The sequence below is a fragment of the Paenibacillus salivarius genome, from assembly GCF_051307165.1.
Taxonomy (GTDB): Bacteria; Bacillota; Bacilli; order Paenibacillales; family Paenibacillaceae; genus Fontibacillus.
Genome location: NZ_CP195592.1, coordinates 4,765,063 through 4,782,711, shown reverse-complemented (window position 1 = coordinate 4,782,711; position 17,649 = coordinate 4,765,063). Strand labels below are relative to the sequence as shown.

The following is a 17,649-nucleotide window of genomic DNA, read 5'->3' as shown; positions in this document are numbered from 1 at the left end:
CGTTTTCGGCCCGGCCTATAATCCGAAATGCAGCCGAATCTTTACGGCTGAATAAGAGCGGCGGAAGCGAGGGATTGGATTTCAAACAGCTTGAATTTCGGTAATGCAGTTTGTCGGTCAGCCTATAAGGAGTGATTTTTATGTCTATTGCCGAGGAAGTCGGCGGATTGGCGGAGCTGATTGCGGCGAGGTTTTCCGGAGCGGCGATTCACCGCTTTCAAAGTCCTGCGGTTCCCGGAGCCGGGGATTTCGTGATCGAGTTCCGGCAGGAGACGCGCAGAAGCGATTCACGCACGCATACGTTTGCGGAAAGACAGTATGCGGTCGCCTACCATGCGGAACAGGCGGAAGGAGCGGTCCTTACGTTGGAAGCCCTTAGCCGGTACATCATGAACGAAAGGCCGGAAGCGGGGGATACGGGATCAAGTGCGTTAGGCGCGATGCGGGCGGATTCGTTCACGATCGCCTCTCCGGAGAAGCTCGAGAGCGGATTGTTCAAATGCACGGGCAGCGTGCTTGTCCATGCCCGGGAAGCCGTAGCCCTTCCGCTGTACGAAAAGATCAACAAGGTGGAAATACGAACAACCATAAATTGAAAGGTGGCATGAACAAATGGGTGGAACATGGGATTCGGTCAGCTTGCCGGTTCGTCCGGGGCTGTACATTCGGTTTGAAGAAGCCGCGGCGGCGCAAATCAAAGGCGGCGCTCGCGGAACGGTGGCCTTGCCGCTGCTGACATACAAAAATGCGGCCGACGCCAAAAAGTTTTTTACGATTGAGAAAGTGAAGGAAGCCGTCGATTTGTTCGGAGAGGCAAATATCGATCCGATCCGCTTGATTCTGCTTGGTGGCGCGAAGGAAGTGCTCGTATACACGGTTCCCGCCCCGGTGCCGGTAGAAGGCAAAGAGGCAACCGTGGATTATACGGGGATTCGGGATGCGTTCAGCTCCCGTCACTTTAATGTTTTTGTGTTCCCGGGCGAGATTCCGGCGGCAGAACAAAAGGCGACTTCCAAATGGTGCGCGGACAATCGGGACGACGAAGGCAAACACTTTATTACCGTGTTCGGGGGTTCAGCGACGGACGATCAGAACCCGGATACGGGGAATACGCGCAGCGTGAACATCAAGGATGACTATGTCGTTAACCTGATCACGGGCGTGGAGGTGGATGGAACTACTTACAGCTCGGCGGGCTTTGCGCCTTATGTTGCCGGACTGATTGCGGGAACCGGAATCAATAAATCGATTACTTACACGCAGGTTTACGCCGGGGATGTGACCAAGCGGCTGCGGAACACCGAAATCAACACTGCTCTGGGAAAAGGCTCGCTGGTGCTTGTGCATGACGGCGAAAAGGTTAAAGTCGAACAAGGGCTTGTAACAAGCGGGAAAAAAATCCGGGCGATGCGGGCGCGTCAAGCCATCTCTACGGATATTGCCAAAGCGGCCGCCGATTCCTACATCGGAAAGCTCGATAACAACGCCGACGGGCAAGCGGCCTTGATCTCCGCAGTGAAAGCTTACCTGGAGCGGCTGCAGTTGAACAATGTTTTATCGGATATTGTCGTTACATTGGATCCGGACCAGAAATCGGAAGGGGACCGGGTTTACTTACTGATCGCTTTCACGGAAATCGACAGCATGGAGCGGATTTTCCTCACGATCAGAGTGTAGTTCGTTATTTACTATTCAATTTTTCAGGAGGGATTTAAATGCTGGATTCAACCCGCGTTATCAACGGGACATACGGATATGTCTATTACGACGGCAGATGGCTGACAAACGTGAAGTCGGCGGAAGCCAACGTGGAAATTACGAAAGAGGAAATCAAACGGTCCGGAACGCGCTGGACGGCTCATAAAGTGACCGGACTCAGCGGCTCCGGCACGATTACGGGATACAAAGTCACCTCCGAGTTCGTCGAGTTGATCGGCCAAATCGCCGACGACACCCGCGGAACGTTTACGACGGAGCTCATTTTGAAGCTTGAGGATCCCGAATCCTACGGAGCTTACCGCGTGCGCCTGAAAGGCGTGACATTCGATAAAATTCCGCTGATGCACTTCGAGGTCGGCTCGATCGTGGAAGAGGAGCTTCCGTTTAACTTTACCGGGTATGAACTGATGGATAAACTCGTCGCCGAGTAATTCCGGACATATCCGACCAGGCGTGAGCCCGGCACGAAACGGCCCGATAAACATATTCGGCCGATCCGGGTTCAGCCCTTTCTTTTTTCAAAAATAGTGAAAACGATCATTAAGGAGATGAATCCGATGGCAATTACGGAAAACAGACAAAGCAGCGTGCTTCAAGCGCTCTTGAGCGCGGACAGCAAACCGACGAAGGACATTCCGATGAAACGGTTGGGCGTTGATTTTCAAATTCAGGCGCTGGACGGGAAAACGATTAACCGAATTCAGGAACAGTGCACGCATTACACGGGAAAAGGCGCAAAACGCGAAAAGGTGATGGACGAAGAGCAGTTCGGCGCGTTGGTCATCCAAAAAGCTTGCCTGATCCCGGACTGGTCGGCCAAAGAGCTGATCGAGAAATACGGGACCCCGACCGAAGCGATCCTCGGATTGCTGCTTGCCGGGGAAATCGCCAAGCTGTCGGCCGAGATTTTGGAAATCAGCGGCTTCGACAGCGACGAAGACGAAATAAAAAACTGATCAAAGCGGGTGGCGAAGCCTTTCTGGTGCACCTGATTTTCCAGCGGCATCACATACCTCCGGATGAAATATACAACAAGGACGAAAACGTGAAGCGGTTTATGTACGCCTCCATGATGCTGCAGCTGGAAGAAGAGGAGAAGGTGCGCAAGGAACAGGAGCGGGCCGCCCGCAGGTTGAAAGGTTGAGGCCGTAAGCCGGGCGATCCGGCAAGGAGGTGAACGGGTTGAGCTCATCGGACAACGGGGGTTTAATCGATATTTCTAAAGAAACGATCAATGATGTCAACAGGTTGAACAAATTGATGAATCAACTGCATAAAACGACGGCGCAGATCGAACGGGTCAATAGCTTGGCCACGATGGGCAAGAGTATACAGGAATCCGAGAGCGCCGCGGAAAGAATGAGCAAGTGGTTCATATCGATGCAAATGAGGGCCGGGGCTGCGGCGTCGGTTGTATCCAAACGAATGTCCAAGGCAGCAACGGAAATGGTTAAGAGCGGGAAAGACGCTGCCTCAGCAGTAGGAAAAATGGTCGGTGACGGGGCTAGCGCCGCAGCAAATACGAAGATCGGAAAAGGAGCTTTGGCACTTGGAACCAAGATCAGAAGCGGGGCTTCTGCAGGGGTGGCTGTTGCAAAAAGTCCTTGGAAAAATGGGATAAAAAAATTGCAGAATATCGCGGGAAATAAACCGATCGAACTATCGGACGAGGGAAAAGAACGGTTATCGGCGATAGCCTCTACGGCAGGTAATGCTTTAGTCGCTCTCACCAACCAATCTTTGACGGCGGCCAAAACGTTCAGCTCCGCTTATGGAGTTCTTCGTTCCTCATCCGGGGCCACCCAGGCGGATATGGGTAAACTTACACAATCCTTTAGGACTGTAGGTGGCCAAGTTCCGGATAGTTTGGATGTAGTGGCAAAGACGATGGGGATTCTGAATCGCGAGACATCTCTCACGGGAAAGGAACTCGAAGGTTTAACTAAACGGCTCCTGGACGCTTCCAGGCTGACGGGATCGGATAGTGCCGCCGCTGCAGAGTCTGCGGCCAAATCACTGTCCGCATGGGGACTCTCGGCAAAAGAAGGAGAGGCCATGCTGGAGCAATTTTTTACGGCTAGCCAAGCGGGAAAAGTGAATATGGGCGATTTGATGAAGCAAATGGCCGAGTTCGGCGAACCGTTGAAAGAAATGGGCTTAGGTTTTGATCAGTCCCTCGTTTTACTCACAAAATGGCAAAAAGAGGGTGCCAACCCAATTGGCGATCTAATGGCTAAATGGAAAAAGGCAGGCGAAGCCGGTGACGCATTGAAAAAATTGGCTCCGGCTGGCGGGTTGGCGGAAATTGCCGGAAACATTAGGAATGCGAATGACGCCACAATGGCAGCCGCTTATGCCACCGAGTTTTTTGGAGATAAATTTACCGGTGACTTGGTAACGGCATTGCAAGGGGGCAAGGTTGAGTTTAACGGAATTCTTGCATCCATGAATCAATCCAAGAACGGAATTTTAGCCCAAACGGGAGATCTTCAAAGCTTCGGGGATCAGTGGGGCATTCTCCAAAACAGGATTACGATCGCCATGGCGCCTCTCGGGGAAGCCTTGCTTCCTCTTGCGGATGCGTTGGTCAGCGTAGTCGAGGTGTTGTCCGAGCATGCGGGGATTATTTTGATTTCCCTGGGAACCGTTGCCGCATTTCTGCTTACCGTGTTTGGACCGGCGCTTTGGGCTACCGCTGCGGCGGCATTGGCCGTAGCTGCTCCTTTTGCTCCAATTATTGCTGCCGCTGTGGTGCTCGGACTTGTTGTCGCCGGGGTTGCCTATTTGATCAAGACGCATATGGATTCGATTATGAAGGTATTTGATACTGTAAAGAACGGATTTAATTCATTAAAGGAAAAATTAGGATTTGGCGATGAGATGAAGGCAACGATTACCGCGAATGAGGCTATTTCAAGCCAGACCACTTCTAACGGGGGGCCTCCAACGAGCAAATATCACGGTCTTGACTACGTTCCTTACGACGGCATGATGGCCCGGCTGCATAAAGGCGAGCGCGTCATGACGGCGAGTGAAAACAGGGAGTTTTCAAGCGGAGCGGGTAGAGGAGCCTCGATTTCGATCACGGGGAATACGTTTAATGTCCGCCAGGAATCCGATATTGACTCGATCGCCAGAGCGTTGGCCCGTGAGATCAAGGCGGCGGGAGGATTGATGGCATAATGGCGTCGATGCAATTTTGGCTAAAGACGTTGGACGAAAAGGAACGGCTGCAATTGCCCGTTAACCCTGAACAGATTACGGTCAAAAGCTCATACGGCTATGAGGACGTACAGGTCACCCAGCTTGGCGAATATACGGTAATCGGTGAAGCGGTATTGCGGGAATACTCGTTCGATTCTTTTTTTCCGCGGGATTATCACCCCGGATATTGCGAGTATGAGGATCTGTTGAATCCGTGGGATACGGTGGCGAAGATCGAAAAGTGGATGAACAACAGGAAGCCGGTTCGCTTCAATGTCACGGGAACCAAGATCGAAGAATTGGTGGTTACGATACGTTCTTTTCAGTACAGCGAGCGCGCCGGAAATCCGGGCGACGTGTTCTATGAACTGGTACTCAAGGAATACAAGCAGGTGGAATTCCGGCAGGTAGAGACGTCCGGTTCGGGGAAAGCGATGGTGATCACAGGCGAACATCGCCCCGATACCAAAGAACCTCCTGCATTTTATATCGTTGTGCCCAGGGATACGCTCTGGAAAATCGCACAGCGCACACTGGGCAACGGCGACCGGTGGAAGGAAATTTATGCGGTCAATGAAAAGGTCATCGGAAAAAATCCGGATAGGCTCGTTCCCGGCCAAAAGCTGGTGATCCCTTCATGAGCTGGAGCGTTACGTATAAGGATGAGAAGCAAAATGTATTTTTGGATCCGATCGTAAAATCCGTCAATTGGTCCGGGGATATCAAACAGGCGGCACGAAAGCTCGTTGTGGAAATCTCCAATACGGGAGATCTCCGGGATTTGTACATGATGTTTGAAAAGGGCGCGGAATTACGGCTGATTTTGAACGAGAAGCAGGAGTTGTTCCGTGGCGTTTTGTTTGCGGACCAGATTAACGCCAAAGGACAAATGACTTTAACGGCCTACGATGAAAATATGTATTTGACGAAAAGCAAGGATACGAAAATATTCCGCAATCAATCGGCTTCCGCGATCATCAAGCGACTATGCAATGAATTTTCCATACCAACCGGAGAAATTCACGATACGGGCTACGTCATTCCAAAGCTCGTTTTCCGGGAAAAGACGCTTTTTGAAATGATGGTAATGGCTTTGACCGAAACTCAGAAGCAAAACGGCCAGTACTTTTTGATCACCTCCAAGGAAGGCAAGCTGCAGCTCCTGTCACGAAAAGAGCAGAAAGGGAAATGGGTTTTGGAAAATGGAGTGAACTTGCTGGATGCCAGCTACTCGCAATCCATTGAAGAGACGCGTACCCAGATCAAAGTGATCGGCGGAGACTCGAAGAAAAAGGAGCTTTCGGCCACTGCCAAAGACGGGGAACTAATTAAGCGGTTCGGCGTGATGCAGCATTTGGAAAAGCCGGAAAAGGATATGACCAAATCCCAAATGGAGCAACGGGCGAAGCAGTTGCTCAAAGATTTGGCTACCATTGACGATCAGGCCCGGATCGAATGTCTCGGCATCCCGGATGTCGTTTCCGGGTCCTGCGTGTATGTCAAAGAAACGGTGACGGGGATTCTTGGCGGCTATTATATTTCCGCCGATGAACACCGGTTTGAAAAAGGGAGTCATACGATGTCTCTGACCCTTTCCGCGACGGACGACATTCCGAAAATGGAATATAAAGCAGAAAAGGGGGCCAAGTAATGGAACGCATCGAAGGCTCGGGGGCAAGCCAATTGGTCCAGCTGATCCGGGCAATCGGGTACAATTCCGAGATAACCTTTGAACTGGCCACAGTAACGTCAGCCCCGCCTCAGTTAAAAATCAAGGTAGATCATATGAATGTGGAGCTGGAGAAGGATGATCTGGTCGTGGCCCAGTCGCTGACGAAGCATACGAGGACGATTAATTTGAAGAGCGAAGGGAACACGGAAGTCAGTTCATCTTCCCCTAGCGTCGGCTTTGAATTGCCAATAGACGGAAATGGTCAAACCCACGAATTGTCATTTTCATCCATCAAGCTTGCTTCCGCAGATCAAACCATTAAACAGGCCGAGCTAGAATTCACAGACCTACTCAAAAAAGACGACCGCGTTATCGTGGTCGGCATCAACCAAGGGCAAACCTATATTATTTTGGATCGGGCGGTGATGTACTGATGCCACTGTCTCCGCTGCAAAGCAGGGAAGAGCGGTTTGTGGAGGTGAAGCCTGTCCCGCTACCTTCGCGGACTTACGTGTTTGATTTCGAGTCGGGACAGGTCAAAGAAAAAATCATCGATGGCCAAGAGGCGATAAAACAGTCCATCCAAAAGGCGATATTAACCGCCCGGTATCGATATTTAATTTATAACAGCCAGTACGGGTGTGAAATTGAAACCTTGCTCGGGCAGGACATTTCTCCTCAATTGCTGCACAGTGAACTGACCCGGGTGATTACCGAAGCGCTTAAAGAGGATGACCGGATCCAGGCTGTCGAGCAGTTTCAAATCGAGAGGGACAGCGATAAGCTGTTCGTCACATTTACAGTGATAACAGCGGAAGGAGCTATTGAGCAGGAGGTGAGTATTTAGCATGTTTGAAAATCAGACGAAGGAAGCCATTTTGGATCGGATGCGGAATGCATCGCCGGAAGGAATCGACACCCGGCAAGGCTCCATTACCTATGATTTGCTGTCTCCCGCCGCCATCGAATTGGCGCATGCTTATATTGCGCTCCAGAATGTATTGAAATTTGGATTTGCGGGTCCTGAACAGCCGTCCGAATTTTTGGATTTGAGAGCGGCCGAAATGGGGATTACCCGAAGACCCAGCGAGAAAGCTGCGGGAGAAGTCGTTTTTAAAGGGGATGAAGATACCGTCATTCCTAAAGGAACCTTGGTTTCCACCGACGAGGAGGAAAACATTGTTTTTGTGACTAGCGAAGAAGGTGTTATCAAACAGGGGACCGCGAAAGTGAAGGCTGAAGCGACCATTGGAGGCGTACGAGGAAATGTAGATGCTGGTCGAATAAAGCTGATGCTTGGGAATTTAACCGGGGTCGTTTCCGTAACCAATCCGGAGGAGTTTAAAAACGGGGCTGAAACGGAGTCCGACGAGTCGCTTCTCGGAAGGTATTATGATCGGGTCCGAAGACCGGCGACGAGCGGAAATGCCTGGCATTACCGCCAATGGGCGCTTGAGGTTGCCGGAGTAGGCGATGTTAAGGTTTTCCCGACTTGGAAAGGCGGAGGAACCGTCAAACTGTCGATCCTGTCCGAAGACAAACAGAAGCCGAATGACGAAATCATCAAAAAAGTACAAGACGCAGTGGAAGAACGTCGTCCGGTAGGGGCAAAAGTTGAGGTGTTCGGAGCCGAGCCCATCCAGATCAAGGTATCGGCACGCCTAACCTTGGCTTCCGGAGCCGATTTGGGAGAAATTAGAGCGTTATTCAAAGATAAACTGGAACAATTTTTAGCCAGCATCGCCTTTAAAACGACAACCGTTTCCTATATTCGAATTTTTGGTTTGCTGCTGGACATCGAAAAAGTGGACGATTTTAAGGAACTGAAGCTCAACGGGGTGGAAGGTAACCTGAAAATCGAGGAAGATCAGGTGGCGATCGCCGGGGCGGTGGATTTCATTGTCTAACGATTTGTTTGAATTGAAACGCGATATCGAACAAGATATGAACGATTATTTGCCCAAATACTACGAACTTCAAGGCAATGAAGGGAAGCCGGGGATTACCGGCAATCTGATTGCCCTGGAAACGAAAGAGCTCATTGACCTCAATCAGCGGATATTAGACGTTCTCAAGCAATTTTTCGTGGAATACGCAACCTGGGGGCTTGCCTATTGGGAATCCATTTGCGGAATTCCCGTGGAAGAGAACAAGCCTGATGATCAAAGGCGCTCTGTCATCAAATCGAAGCTTAGGGGGGCCGGGACGGTAACCCTTGAGGTCATCAAGAACGTGGCGGATTCGTATCAGAACGGGGAGATCAAGGTCGAGGAGATCTTTTCGGAGTACAAAGTCGTGATCACGTTTATCGGCACGCGTGGGAAGCCGCCGAACGAACCGGATATGAGGCAGGTCCTGCGCGAAATTATCCCGGCACACCTGATACTGGAGTTCCGATACACGTATTTGATTTGGGATGAACTGGACTCGGTGAATTTGACCTGGCATGAGCTAGAGGCGTTGAACATGACCTGGGATCAGTTGGAAGTTTGGAAGCCGAATAAGTTTTGAAAGGAGAGAACACGATGGATAAATTGCCAACCGGGCTAAAAATGTTTGAGCCCTCGGATACGGTTAGGAGAATCGCGCAAAACGAAAACATCGAAGCGATCGATAAGTTGTTTCGCGACAGCACCGGTCACCGTCATTCGGGAAGAGACGGGGATGCTCCGCAGATCGGCAAGGATGGAATAGAAATTGGAGCCATAGAGCGGAACCACTTAAGAAAAGGGAGATTAAGCGAGAATATTGCTAAGTACAAACCTGTTAAGGTAACCAGCGGAATCGTTATGGGGATGCCGACAGCGACTTATTATCAGAAATCTCAGCTTGCAGGGGACGAGAAGAACTGCTGGCTTCTTTCAGAAATCGATAGTTACCCGGCTTCATTAACGATTGAATTGAAGGGTATTTTTACCATTGAGGCGATATCCTTTTATTTGGCAGATGGACCATACCCCATTCATTTAAAAGTTGAAATAGGCAGAGGCCCAGACGATAGCTGGAAAGTCGTATCCGAGGGGGACTTTGGCCCATATGAAAGTCCATATATTCCTGTTACCGACATCGATCAATACAGCTATGTTCGTATTACCGTAAATCAACCCACGTGGCAAAGTTACAAGTTAAGAGTTTCCGAGTTAGCGGTTTATAGTCAGGATTTCATCGGAAACGAAGATGACCCATTAGAAGACCGTAGACCCTGGGGATTAGCGGCACGACTGCAAGGATTTATCGGAATTACGGACTATCCTCTTTATGATTATGGAGATTCCGTCACATTAACGGGACATTGGTTTATCGTGAACCCGGTTACGAACGCTTCTATATGTATATATGGTGATGCAACGAAGAAGTATCCGTTAGCTAATGGTGATTATCTTTATATTGATTTCAAGTATTTTTCTTCTAATCAAAACGGAGGAATATATCCGTCTGTAGGGAAGAGTGCGGATTTCATGGACCCGATTAAACCCTATGAATATCCGGACCGATGGATTCTGATGACTCGCTCCAGTACCAAACTTTATTTTAATCCGATCATAAAGGCTACCGTAGAGAAAAGGTCTGCTCTAAATTTGAGCCAGTCAAATGATAAGACATCAAATAACAAGATAACAGAGTTAAACATCCAAGGGGCTATCAAAAATGTACAGCGCGGGGTAACGCATATTCCTCCTGATAGTAATGCATTCGATATAAAGAATAGACGTCTTTGGATTTCACCAGTACAAATTGACAAGGCTGTTTTAAGAGTCACTCCGAGAGATCCAAATTATAACGGATACATTTACGATGGTTCACTTAAAGGGCGATTCGTTAGCAATAGCGAGATAGAAATCACGATTGGAAGCTCTTCAGAACTCAGCATGTTCGTCTGGGAGGTCGTCGAATATGTCTAATTTTTATGCGCAAATCGAAAATGGAAGAGTTGTTGGGTTAAGCGACATTTCCGAGAAGGTGGAGTCCCCGTTTTTAATCCCCATTGAAGAGGATCAGTATAACACACCCTTATTGCTTGGAATGCGCTACGAAGACGGGGCCTTTATTGGTACGATTGCCGACTTCAAAGCGGATAAAGCCGGCATTTCGGCCAATGGTTCCGATATGTTATTGATCGAGTTAACCATTTTGGATTGGCAAGGGAAACCTCAAGAGGATTTCCACGAAGAAGTCCAACTGGAAATGAACGGAATCCAGCAATCCATCAGCCTTTCCAAAGGGCGGGCCTCTTTGACGATCAGCAGTGATGAACCGGGTATATTCAGGCTCAGAACTTTAGGACTCGACCGGAACGCAGAGCTAAAGGTGGTGGTAACGGATGGCAAGTAAGAAGCCGCTCCCGAAAACGGTGCATCTCCATATCCCGGCTGACCCGCTCCGAGTCAAATCGGAGGAGCTTCAAGCGCGGCACGCAAGCAGAAAAGAACAACGCCTTGAGCTCCTTAAACAAGCAGGGGTAACCAATGAAATGCTGTACGAAATGATTTTCGATTTACTCGAACGCCAGGAACTGCTCGAGGCCAAGCTGGATCAAGCGCTGAAAAAAGGAATCATCAGATAATACGGCGGTCGCCGCCATCATTTTAACCGGAGCTTCGTGGCTCCGGTTTTTTGTATTTTGCCGCTAGGATTACTGCTTTAGCTCCTTCAGCCAATTCCTCTTACGGCCCGCCGACGAGATTATCGTGCTGGATCAAGGAATCGTCATTTTTTCGCCATATATAAGGCCCTGGTCTGTTATAGTATTAATAGTAGACTTGGACTTATGAGGTGAACCCATGTTCGGCGCTGAGCTAAGCATTATGGATTATTTTACGGAACAAAATATCGAGCAGTTTCTCGACCGTTTCAGATCTTTGGGCCCGTTGCCCGGAATCCTGCTCACGTTTATGAAATCCTTTGTCCCGCCGCTTCCCACGATCGTGATCGTCGGCGCCAATGCCGCGATTTACGGGATGTGGCTGGGATTTTTGTATTCCTGGATCGGCCTTGTATCCGGGTGCTTGCTGACGTTTTTCATCGTTCGTAAGGCGACGGATGCTCCCTTTGTCCGGCGCTGGGCGGCCAAGCCGAAAGTACAGAAAGCGATGGTCTGGGCCCGCAGGAACGGCTTCAGCTTCGTGTTTCTGCTCAGCATGCTTCCCGTCGGCCCGTTCGTCGTCGTCAATATGGCCGCCGGGCTGACCCGGATGCCGGCCGCCTCGTTTACGGCGGCGGTGACTCTCGGCAAGGCGGTCATGGTGTTCTGCGTGTCCTATATCGGCACGCATCTGTCCGACTTTGCGGAACAGCCCCTCAAATTGTTGGGCGTAGCGTTGTTTATCGCAGCTTCGCTCTGGCTGAACCGGAAGCTGCAGGCTTACTTCACGGCGGCCGCGCCGACCGCACCCGAGCCTGCCGAATAAGCGCGGCGCGTTTTCCCGTTTACCGGTAAAGCGCGGCGATGGCGGCAGCTTCCCGGCGCACCAGCTCCCTCAGCTCCGGCGGGCCCAGCGCTTCGGCTTCCCGGCCGCAGGCGAGGATGATTTCACAGGCCGATTCCGGCGTGTGAAATTCCACCTCCGCCCGGACCCAGCCGGGCCCGTCCGGCTCGGTGCGGAGCACTTTCGCATAGCGCTCCCGCTTCAGCCGGGAGAGCCGCTGTTCTGCGACGCGAACCTGTGCCGGGTACTGCGGCAGCCCCGCTTTGAAATCCGCGGTGGACCGTTCCCAATACCCGCTCAAGGAAAAGCCCGGCGGGCGCTGAAACACTTCCTCCAGCAGCGAAGCTTCCGTAATCCGGGAAATCCGGAATGTGCGGAGCTCTCCGCGATCTTCGGCGACAAGATACCAGACATTCCGCTTGGCGACAAGGCCTAGCGGGTGAACGATACGGCGGCGCGCCTCCGTTTCCTCTCCTTGCCCTTCCGCTTTTTGATAGACGAATTCAAGCTTGCGGCCTGCCCATACGGCTTCCTGAACAAGGGGTAGCCAAGGAAAGCTTTCGTCCGAAGCATGCCAGCCGGCCCCGTCGATATGAAGCCGCTCCCGGATCGTTTCCGCGTCTTTCCTATAAGGGGCGGGGGAGGAGGTCATCAGCTTCTGGAGGGCGGACTCCAAAGCCTCCCCGCCGAGGCCCAGATCACCCAGCAGGGAGCTGTGGCTCGTCATCAGCAGGGCGAGCAGTTCTTCCTTCCGCATCCCGGTTAGATTGGTCCGGTAGTTCTCAGCCAACGTCCAGCCGCCTTGCGGTCCCCGTTCCGCGTAAACCGGAATCCCCGCCGCACTCAAGGCTTCCATATCTCTCACGATCGTCCGTTCGGATACCTCCAGCTTCTCGGCCAGCGTCCGGGAGCTTTGTTTTCCGCCGCTTTGCAGGTGCAACAGGATGGATAACAGCCGATCCGCCCTCATCGCGATCTCTCCTTTTCGCAAATTTACTTTTTCTTGGTTCTCATTGTATCACTTATATAAGACAATAGATGTCATATATCATTGGTAAACTGGGAATGTAAATAAGAGCGCGATGAGGAGGAATTGAGAGTGAAGGATTTCAATGAACTTTTTCCGGAAAAACCTTTAAAAGGAAAAGTCGTCGTCGTGGCGGGCGCGACGCGCGGAGCCGGGCGGGGAATCGCCGTTATGCTGGGGGCGGCAGGAGCGACCGTTTATTGTACGGGGCGCAGCGTCCGGGGAAGCGCTTCGGATCTGAACCGCTCCGAAACGATCGACGAGACCGCGGAGATGGTCACCGCCAGCGGAGGCATCGGAATCCCGGTACGCACGGACCATACGCGGGAGGAAGAGGTTCAGGCCTTGTTCGCTCGTGTCGAGAAGGAGCAGCAAGGGCAGCTCGACATCCTGGTCAATGATATTTGGGGCGGAGAGAACTTGACGCATTGGGGCACGCCGTTTTGGGAGCAGCCTTTGTCCGACGGTCTGCTCATGCAGGAGCGTGCGGTAAAGACCCATCTGATCACGAGTTATTACGGGGCGCCTTTGATGGTGAAGCGGGGAGAGGGACTGATCGTGGAAATTACCGACGGTTCCACGTACAATTACCGCGGCAATTTGTACTACAGCTTGGCTAAAGTTTCGTCGGTCCACCTGGGTGCGGCCCTAGCGGAGGAGTTGAAGCCTCATGGCATAACGGGGTTGACGGTAACCCCCGGGTTCCTGCGGTCCGAGCAAATGCTGGACTATTTCGGCGTCGGCGAGGAGAACTGGCGGGATGCGGTGGCAAAGGAGCCGCATTATATCGAGTCGGAAACGCCTTATTTCGTCGGGCAGGCGGTCGCCTGTTTGGCCGCGGATCCGAACGTGCGGGATAAGGCGGGCCGGGCCTTCACAAGCTGGGACTTGTCCGACGAGTATGGCTTCAGCGATGTGGACGGCCGACGTCCGCATTGGGGCAACTATGCAAGGAGCAAAGGGCTGCCTGTGAACTGAACAAGCTTTAATCAATAGGAAACGAGCGAGTCCCCTTAGTCATTGTTTGACTTAGGAGCTCCCTCGTTCATATGAGCTCACCCTCCGCTAACGAAACAGACGCACCTAATTGTGGCCAAACAGGGAGGTTTCAAAATGTAACGAAACGATAGAACGCTATTTCCTCCATTTGAGCCTCAGAGGGCTTAAATGGAGGAAATAGCGTTACTCAGTTTCGTTATTTCGTAAAAATAACTCAAATTGACGTAATAAGATGATCCAGTTTCGTTAGCGGCGTGGGGCGGTAAATCGGTTAGCCGAGATTAGCCTAGCCGTTGAACCCCGAAAGTTACCGGGATCCCCGCTTTTTCTTAAAAGCGCGAGCGTTCCTGCCCGCTTTGCTCCATTCTCCGTTCAAAGGCGACGATCCAATCTCCTTGCACCGCCGCATATCCGACATCCCCTTCGGCAACCAGGCCGTACAGGTTTTTTACGTCCAAATATTCCTGACGGCGTCCGTTTTCAAATTCCAGCGTGATGTAATAGTAGGTGTGCGATGAAGATGATGAATTATGGATCGAATCGTTCATGTTGTTATGCGAGGAATGGTGCCTGACATCCATTCGCTTGGATACGATCTTCACGAAATGGGAATCCCTCGGTGAACTCGCATTTTTGACATATCTGGCCCCGCTGCTGATAAAACCGATGACCACAATGACAAGGATGATCACGAAGATAACGGGAAAGATGCTAAAAATAAAGCTAAATCCTCCGTCACCGCCGCCGAACGGGGAAGGACTAAATCCGAAATCCACTTGAACCCCTCCTTTTGATGCCTCTTTCGGATGCGAGGCCTATTTTCGATGCCGATCTTTTACTTTTTACGCAACAGAGGGCATATTTGTTTCATTTTCCGGAATATTCCGCATTCCATTGATCTTGCGATGACCAACGAAGCGTTTTCCGTTTCGAACGGGAGTTGCTGTATTTAATAGTAATTAGTAGGAATCAAAGAAGGAGATGCGGGAAGGGAAGTGGAAGGATTACTTAGAAACAAAATTTCAGGCTTGAGGAGGAGGGAACGGGCCATGAATCAATGGAGAAAAGGGGCCAAACTTATTCGCGAAGTGAACCAAACCGAAGTCCCTTACGGGACGTTGGCCCTTTGGTTCCTTGGACAAGAGAGCGTCATTGTTAAAGGGGACGGCATAACGGTCTATATCGATCCGTATTTATCGGATGTTTTGGATGATAAAGGGCTGGTACGCTGCTACCCTGCGCCGGTTGCTCCTGAGGATATATGCGGGGCCGACCTTTGCCTGATTACGCATGAGCATGAAGACCATATGGATGTCGGAACTCTGCCGTCTTTTCATCGGCAAAACGAATCCGCACCCATTATGGCGCCGGCCTGCTGCAAAGAACCTTTGATCCGGATGGGCGTGAGGGAAGCGGAAATTTTGGTGGCCGATGACAGCCGCGAAACCGAATTGTTCTCGAAGCTGCAAATTACGGTCATCCCTGCCGCCCATGAACAATTGGATCAAGACAAGAACGGATACTACCGCAGCGTGGGTTATGTACTCAAGCTGAATGGCGTGACGCTTTTTCACGCCGGGGATACGGTAATTTATCCGGGGCTCGCGGAACGGCTTGAGAAAATCGGGCCCGATGTGGCCATGCTGCCTATCAACGGTCGGGATTTTTTCCGTGGAGAGCAGGGCATCGTCGGTAATATGAATTATCGGGAAGCCGCCGAATTGGCCGTCAGAATCGGCGCGGAAACCGTGATTCCGCTGCATTATGATATGTTTCCGGGTAATTCGGAAAAGCCGGGTTATTTCGTGGACTATCTTTACGAGCATTACCCCGAACAGAAATGCCATGTGATGGCGCGGGGAGAGCGGTTCGTATACGTCTCCGGGAAGGCATTCGTGAGAGCGTAGGATACGGCCGTGCTTGCACAAGCTTTGAGTTCAAAGCATGCTGTCGTGAAATAACATGTCGTATTCAAATTGTTTTGCGAATAAATATATGGTAAAGTATAGATAATCTTTTATGAACGGAGGGTTCCCTGTGATTAATATCAAATTCCGTTTTTCCACTTTGCGCGGCTAATTGAATAGTGCTCAAAGGCTCTGCACCTGTGCAGGGCAAACGGGATAGGTATGCTATGAAAAGGGAACTCGTGTCTTTTGAATAGAATATCCGACGTTTGCGGACACCGCTAAAAGGGGGACGTTTGTTTGCCGTACCCTGGCGATGCTTTGCAATCTCTTCGTTTGAACCGACACAGGGCAGCCTGTGTCTTTTTATTTTTTTCCGAGGGGGAATTTGTTTATGGAACAATTGCAGCAAAAGGCGGTTCTGGTCGGCGTCAATCTAAACCATCAGGACGATTTCGAATATTCGATGGAAGAGCTTGCGAATCTGGCGGAAGCCTGCGATATCGAGGTCGTGGCGACGCTGACGCAAAACCTTGTCAAAGTAAACACGTCGCATTATATCGGCACCGGTAAATTGCAGGAGGTGACGGCCCTGCTTGAAGCGAACGATGGAAATCTCGTGATTTTCAACGATGAGCTGTCGCCTTCGCAAATCCGCAATCTGGAAAGCGATCTGGCTTGCAAGGTCATTGACCGGACGGTGCTGATTCTGGACATTTTCGATCAACGGGCGAAAACGCGGGAAGCGCAGCTCCAGGTGGAGGTCGCCCAACTGAAGTACATGTTGCCGCGACTTGTGGGTCTTCGTGAATCGCTCGGCCGGCAGAGCGGCGGGGTCGGCACCAAAAACCGCGGCGCGGGCGAAACGAGACTGGAGCTCGACCGCCGGCGGATCGAGGAGAAAATCAACGCGCTGAGCAAAGAGCTCGAGACACTGGTGGCTCACCGGCAGACCCAGCGCAAGCAGCGGAAGAAGAACGATGTGCCGGTCGTCTCGCTCGTGGGTTATACCAACGCCGGAAAGTCGACGATTATGAACGCCATGATGGACCTGTTCAATCCGGAGCAGGAGAAGCAGGTGTTCGAAAAGGATATGCTGTTCGCAACGCTGGAAACCTCGGTCCGCAGCATACCGCTCGAGGATAACAAAACGTTTCTGCTGACGGATACGGTCGGTTTTGTCAGCAAGCTGCCGCACCATCTGATCAAAGCTTTCCGTTCAACGCTCGAGGAAGTGGCGGAGGCCGACCTGCTTATCCATGTGGTCGATTTCTCCAACCCGGAATATGAGCGGCTGATCGAGATTACGAACCAGACGTTGAAGGAGATCGGAATTACGGATATTCCGGTGATTTACGCTTACAACAAATCCGATCTGGCGGACCGTTCGATCCCGGAAATCCAGGGCGACAAGGTGTACCTTGCGGCCAAGCCGAGAATCGGCATCCAGGAACTGGTGAAGCTGATCCGCGAGCGGGTGTTCAAGGACTATATCCGGTGCGAAATGCTGATTCCTTATGATCAAGGGGCGGTAGTCTCTTATTTCAATGAGCGGGCCCACATTTTCGAAACCAGCTACGAGCCCGAAGGCACGAAGCTGTCCATGGAGTGCAAGCTGAGCGATTACGGCAAGTATAAGCAGTATGCGTTGGAAGCGAACTGAGGCAAGGGAAAATAAATAATAAACCCGAAAGG

General features: G+C 51.2%; 21 protein-coding genes. 19 read left to right on the top strand and 2 right to left on the bottom strand.

Going from position 1 to position 17,649, the window contains the following annotated elements; all coding sequences use genetic code 11:
* The first annotated feature begins 140 nt into the window (after positions 1 to 140).
* The 16 genes from ACSFXJ_RS22210 to ACSFXJ_RS22135 all read left to right on the top strand — a co-directional run bounded on the left by ACSFXJ_RS22210 (position 141) and on the right by ACSFXJ_RS22135 (position 12,003).
* Entirely contained in the window at positions 141 to 596 is a 456-nt protein-coding gene (locus ACSFXJ_RS22210) for a hypothetical protein (protein WP_435922513.1), read from the top strand.
* A gap of 16 nt (positions 597 to 612) precedes the next feature.
* Positions 613 to 1,677, top strand: coding sequence for a phage tail sheath subtilisin-like domain-containing protein (locus ACSFXJ_RS22205; RefSeq protein ID WP_435922512.1), 1,065 nt, complete (start codon positions 613 to 615; stop codon positions 1,675 to 1,677).
* Positions 1,678 to 1,715: 38 nt separating this feature from the next.
* The gene (locus tag ACSFXJ_RS22200; RefSeq protein WP_435922511.1) at positions 1,716 to 2,150 is read left to right on the top strand and encodes a phage tail tube protein; all 435 of its coding nucleotides are present in this window, start codon (positions 1,716 to 1,718) and stop codon (positions 2,148 to 2,150) included.
* A gap of 126 nt (positions 2,151 to 2,276) precedes the next feature.
* Complete coding sequence (locus tag ACSFXJ_RS22195; protein WP_435922510.1) at positions 2,277 to 2,675, top strand: phage tail assembly chaperone; 399 nt, start codon at positions 2,277 to 2,279, stop codon at positions 2,673 to 2,675.
* Positions 2,676 to 2,701: 26 nt separating this feature from the next.
* Positions 2,702 to 2,863: a hypothetical protein gene (locus tag ACSFXJ_RS22190; protein ID WP_435922509.1), complete on the top strand. Its 162-nt coding sequence runs from the start codon at positions 2,702 to 2,704 to the stop codon at positions 2,861 to 2,863.
* Positions 2,864 to 2,901: 38 nt separating this feature from the next.
* Positions 2,902 to 4,902: a phage tail tape measure protein gene (locus tag ACSFXJ_RS22185; protein ID WP_435922508.1), complete on the top strand. Its 2,001-nt coding sequence runs from the start codon at positions 2,902 to 2,904 to the stop codon at positions 4,900 to 4,902.
* Positions 4,902 to 5,564: a LysM peptidoglycan-binding domain-containing protein gene (locus ACSFXJ_RS22180; RefSeq protein WP_435922507.1), complete on the top strand. Its 663-nt coding sequence runs from the start codon at positions 4,902 to 4,904 to the stop codon at positions 5,562 to 5,564. The genes ACSFXJ_RS22185 and ACSFXJ_RS22180 overlap by 1 nt, the downstream gene beginning before the upstream one ends.
* Entirely contained in the window at positions 5,561 to 6,574 is a 1,014-nt protein-coding gene (locus tag ACSFXJ_RS22175) for an XkdQ/YqbQ family protein (RefSeq protein WP_435922506.1), read from the top strand. Before ACSFXJ_RS22180 ends, ACSFXJ_RS22175 begins: the two co-directional genes overlap by 4 nt.
* The gene (locus ACSFXJ_RS22170; protein WP_435922505.1) at positions 6,574 to 7,029 is read left to right on the top strand and encodes a DUF2577 family protein; all 456 of its coding nucleotides are present in this window, start codon (positions 6,574 to 6,576) and stop codon (positions 7,027 to 7,029) included. The genes ACSFXJ_RS22175 and ACSFXJ_RS22170 overlap by 1 nt, the downstream gene beginning before the upstream one ends.
* Complete coding sequence (locus tag ACSFXJ_RS22165) at positions 7,029 to 7,442, top strand: DUF2634 domain-containing protein (protein WP_435922504.1); 414 nt, start codon at positions 7,029 to 7,031, stop codon at positions 7,440 to 7,442. Before ACSFXJ_RS22170 ends, ACSFXJ_RS22165 begins: the two co-directional genes overlap by 1 nt.
* 1 nt (position 7,443) lies before the next feature.
* Positions 7,444 to 8,502, top strand: coding sequence for a baseplate J/gp47 family protein (locus tag ACSFXJ_RS22160; protein WP_435922503.1), 1,059 nt, complete (start codon positions 7,444 to 7,446; stop codon positions 8,500 to 8,502).
* Positions 8,495 to 9,106 (top strand): putative phage tail protein, encoded by a 612-nt coding sequence (locus tag ACSFXJ_RS22155; RefSeq protein WP_435922502.1) that lies wholly within the window; start codon positions 8,495 to 8,497, stop codon positions 9,104 to 9,106. Before ACSFXJ_RS22160 ends, ACSFXJ_RS22155 begins: the two co-directional genes overlap by 8 nt.
* Before the next feature lie 14 nt (positions 9,107 to 9,120).
* Positions 9,121 to 10,497: a hypothetical protein gene (locus ACSFXJ_RS22150; RefSeq protein WP_435922501.1), complete on the top strand. Its 1,377-nt coding sequence runs from the start codon at positions 9,121 to 9,123 to the stop codon at positions 10,495 to 10,497.
* Positions 10,490 to 10,927, top strand: a complete 438-nt coding sequence (locus ACSFXJ_RS22145; RefSeq protein ID WP_435922500.1) for a hypothetical protein — start codon at positions 10,490 to 10,492, stop codon at positions 10,925 to 10,927. The genes ACSFXJ_RS22150 and ACSFXJ_RS22145 overlap by 8 nt, the downstream gene beginning before the upstream one ends.
* A complete protein-coding gene (locus ACSFXJ_RS22140) occupies positions 10,917 to 11,159 on the top strand; it encodes a hypothetical protein (RefSeq protein ID WP_435922499.1) in 243 nt (80 codons plus the stop codon). Before ACSFXJ_RS22145 ends, ACSFXJ_RS22140 begins: the two co-directional genes overlap by 11 nt.
* 217 nt (positions 11,160 to 11,376) lie before the next feature.
* The gene (locus ACSFXJ_RS22135) at positions 11,377 to 12,003 is read left to right on the top strand and encodes a TVP38/TMEM64 family protein (protein ID WP_435922498.1); all 627 of its coding nucleotides are present in this window, start codon (positions 11,377 to 11,379) and stop codon (positions 12,001 to 12,003) included.
* Between the two features lie 19 nt (positions 12,004 to 12,022).
* On the opposite strand, the gene ACSFXJ_RS22130 is transcribed toward ACSFXJ_RS22135, so the two are convergent.
* Positions 12,023 to 12,991: a helix-turn-helix transcriptional regulator gene (locus ACSFXJ_RS22130; RefSeq protein ID WP_435922497.1), complete on the bottom strand. Its 969-nt coding sequence runs from the start codon at positions 12,989 to 12,991 to the stop codon at positions 12,023 to 12,025.
* Positions 12,992 to 13,120: 129 nt separating this feature from the next.
* Here ACSFXJ_RS22130 and ACSFXJ_RS22125 point away from each other — a divergent pair, with 129 nt between their 5' ends.
* On the top strand, positions 13,121 to 14,026 hold the full coding sequence (locus tag ACSFXJ_RS22125) for an SDR family oxidoreductase (RefSeq protein ID WP_435922496.1): 906 nt from the start codon (positions 13,121 to 13,123) through the stop codon (positions 14,024 to 14,026).
* Between the two features lie 350 nt (positions 14,027 to 14,376).
* Here the strand turns inward: ACSFXJ_RS22125 and ACSFXJ_RS22120 are convergent, their stop codons facing one another.
* Positions 14,377 to 14,823 carry a DUF2500 domain-containing protein gene (locus ACSFXJ_RS22120; protein WP_435922495.1) on the bottom strand — a complete coding sequence of 149 codons (447 nt, stop codon included), beginning with the start codon at positions 14,821 to 14,823 and terminating at the stop codon, positions 14,377 to 14,379.
* Between the two features lie 273 nt (positions 14,824 to 15,096).
* On the opposite strand from ACSFXJ_RS22120, the gene ACSFXJ_RS22115 reads away from it, so the two are divergent.
* Positions 15,097 to 15,954 carry an MBL fold metallo-hydrolase gene (locus tag ACSFXJ_RS22115; RefSeq protein ID WP_435922494.1) on the top strand — a complete coding sequence of 286 codons (858 nt, stop codon included), beginning with the start codon at positions 15,097 to 15,099 and terminating at the stop codon, positions 15,952 to 15,954.
* A gap of 394 nt (positions 15,955 to 16,348) precedes the next feature.
* Positions 16,349 to 17,617: a GTPase HflX gene (gene hflX / locus ACSFXJ_RS22110; RefSeq protein ID WP_435922493.1), complete on the top strand. Its 1,269-nt coding sequence runs from the start codon at positions 16,349 to 16,351 to the stop codon at positions 17,615 to 17,617.
* The last annotated feature ends 32 nt before the right edge of the window (positions 17,618 to 17,649 follow it).

Excerpts from the sequence above, each read along its gene's own strand:
- ACSFXJ_RS22210 (WP_435922513.1), top strand. The coding sequence starts at position 141 with ATGTCTATTGCCGAGGAAGTCGGCGGATTGGCGGAGCTGATTGCGGCG.
- ACSFXJ_RS22205 (WP_435922512.1), top strand. The coding sequence starts at position 613 with ATGGGTGGAACATGGGATTCGGTCAGCTTGCCGGTTCGTCCGGGGCTG.
- ACSFXJ_RS22200 (WP_435922511.1), top strand. The coding sequence starts at position 1,716 with ATGCTGGATTCAACCCGCGTTATCAACGGGACATACGGATATGTCTAT.
- ACSFXJ_RS22195 (WP_435922510.1), top strand. The coding sequence starts at position 2,277 with ATGGCAATTACGGAAAACAGACAAAGCAGCGTGCTTCAAGCGCTCTTG.
- ACSFXJ_RS22180 (WP_435922507.1), top strand. The coding sequence starts at position 4,902 with ATGGCGTCGATGCAATTTTGGCTAAAGACGTTGGACGAAAAGGAACGG.
- ACSFXJ_RS22175 (WP_435922506.1), top strand. The coding sequence starts at position 5,561 with ATGAGCTGGAGCGTTACGTATAAGGATGAGAAGCAAAATGTATTTTTG.
- ACSFXJ_RS22170 (WP_435922505.1), top strand. The coding sequence starts at position 6,574 with ATGGAACGCATCGAAGGCTCGGGGGCAAGCCAATTGGTCCAGCTGATC.
- ACSFXJ_RS22165 (WP_435922504.1), top strand. The coding sequence starts at position 7,029 with ATGCCACTGTCTCCGCTGCAAAGCAGGGAAGAGCGGTTTGTGGAGGTG.
- ACSFXJ_RS22160 (WP_435922503.1), top strand. The coding sequence starts at position 7,444 with ATGTTTGAAAATCAGACGAAGGAAGCCATTTTGGATCGGATGCGGAAT.
- ACSFXJ_RS22150 (WP_435922501.1), top strand. The coding sequence starts at position 9,121 with ATGGATAAATTGCCAACCGGGCTAAAAATGTTTGAGCCCTCGGATACG.
- ACSFXJ_RS22145 (WP_435922500.1), top strand. The coding sequence starts at position 10,490 with ATGTCTAATTTTTATGCGCAAATCGAAAATGGAAGAGTTGTTGGGTTA.
- ACSFXJ_RS22140 (WP_435922499.1), top strand. The coding sequence starts at position 10,917 with ATGGCAAGTAAGAAGCCGCTCCCGAAAACGGTGCATCTCCATATCCCG.
- ACSFXJ_RS22135 (WP_435922498.1), top strand. The coding sequence starts at position 11,377 with ATGTTCGGCGCTGAGCTAAGCATTATGGATTATTTTACGGAACAAAAT.
- ACSFXJ_RS22130 (WP_435922497.1), bottom strand. The coding sequence starts at position 12,991 with ATGAGGGCGGATCGGCTGTTATCCATCCTGTTGCACCTGCAAAGCGGC.
- ACSFXJ_RS22115 (WP_435922494.1), top strand. The coding sequence starts at position 15,097 with ATGAATCAATGGAGAAAAGGGGCCAAACTTATTCGCGAAGTGAACCAA.
- hflX (WP_435922493.1), top strand. The coding sequence starts at position 16,349 with ATGGAACAATTGCAGCAAAAGGCGGTTCTGGTCGGCGTCAATCTAAAC.